1 protein-coding gene is annotated in these 1,056 nt (G+C 77.1%); it reads left to right on the plus strand.

Going from position 1 to position 1,056, the window contains the following annotated elements:
• Window positions 1-1,056, plus strand: a 1,056-nt coding sequence (locus tag B7767_RS33780; protein ID WP_085575432.1) for a pyridine nucleotide-disulfide oxidoreductase, incomplete at both ends; no start/stop codon positions are given.

The raw sequence follows: 1,056 nt of genomic DNA on the forward strand, positions 1-1,056 counted from the left end.
GGAGCGGACGAGGTGATCGTCCTGGACCGCGACGCGCTGCCGGACGGTCCGGAGCACCGCAGGGGGCTGCCGCAGGGGCGGCACGCGCATCTGCTGCTGGCGGGCGGCATGGACGCCATGGAGGAGCTGCTGCCGGGCGCGGGACTGCGCGGGCGGCTGCTCGCCGCCGGGGCGCACGAGATCCCGCTCAGCTCGGGCGTGCTGGCGCTCACCCCCGAGGGCTGGCTGCGACGGTGGCGGCGCGAGGGCCCGGCGATGATGACGTGCAGCCGGGCACTGGTGGACTGGGTGGTGCGGGCGACGGTACGGGAACAGGTGCCGGTGGAGGTCCGCAGGGCGGCGGTGGTCGGTCTCACGGGCTCCGCGGGGCGGGTGCGCGGGGTGCGGATCGCGGCGCCCGGCGGGGACACGGACCTGGAGGCGGACCTGGTCGTCGACGCGAGCGGACGCGGGACCCGGGTCACCGGCTGGCTGGACGGGCTCGGGCTGACCGGCGTGGAGGAACGGGCGGTGGACTCCGGACTGGTCAACGCGTCACGCCTGTACCGGGTGCCGGACGGGGCGGAACGGTTCCCGCTGACGGTCGTGCACGCCAACCCGTACGCGTCCCGGCCCGCCCGGAGCGCGATGGTGATGCCGATCGAGGGGGGCCGCTGGCTGGTGAGCTGCGGCGGCTCGCGCGGCGGTGAGCCGCCGGCGGACCCGGCGGGGTTCCTGCGGTACACGCTCGAACTGCCGGACCCGATCGTGGGGCGGCTGATCTCGGGCGCCGAGCCGCTGTCCGACGTGCACCTGAGCCGGTCGACCAGCAACGTACGGCGGTACCTGGAGCGGATGCCGCGGTGGCCGGAGGGTCTCGTGGTCCTCGGGGACGCGCTGGCCACGTTCAATCCGGCGTACGGGCACGGGATGTCGGTGGCGGCGTTCGGGGCGCGGGTGCTCGGGCGGGAGCTGGGGCGGGGCGGGGGGATCGGCGCGCCCGGACTGGGGCGGCGGGTGGTGCGGGGGGCCGCGCGGGCGGCGGACGTGGCGTGGGCGATGGCGGTGGGGCAGGAC

It is taken from the genome of Streptomyces sp. 13-12-16 (assembly GCF_002114215.1).
Lineage (GTDB): Bacteria > Actinomycetota > Actinomycetes > Streptomycetales > Streptomycetaceae > Streptomyces.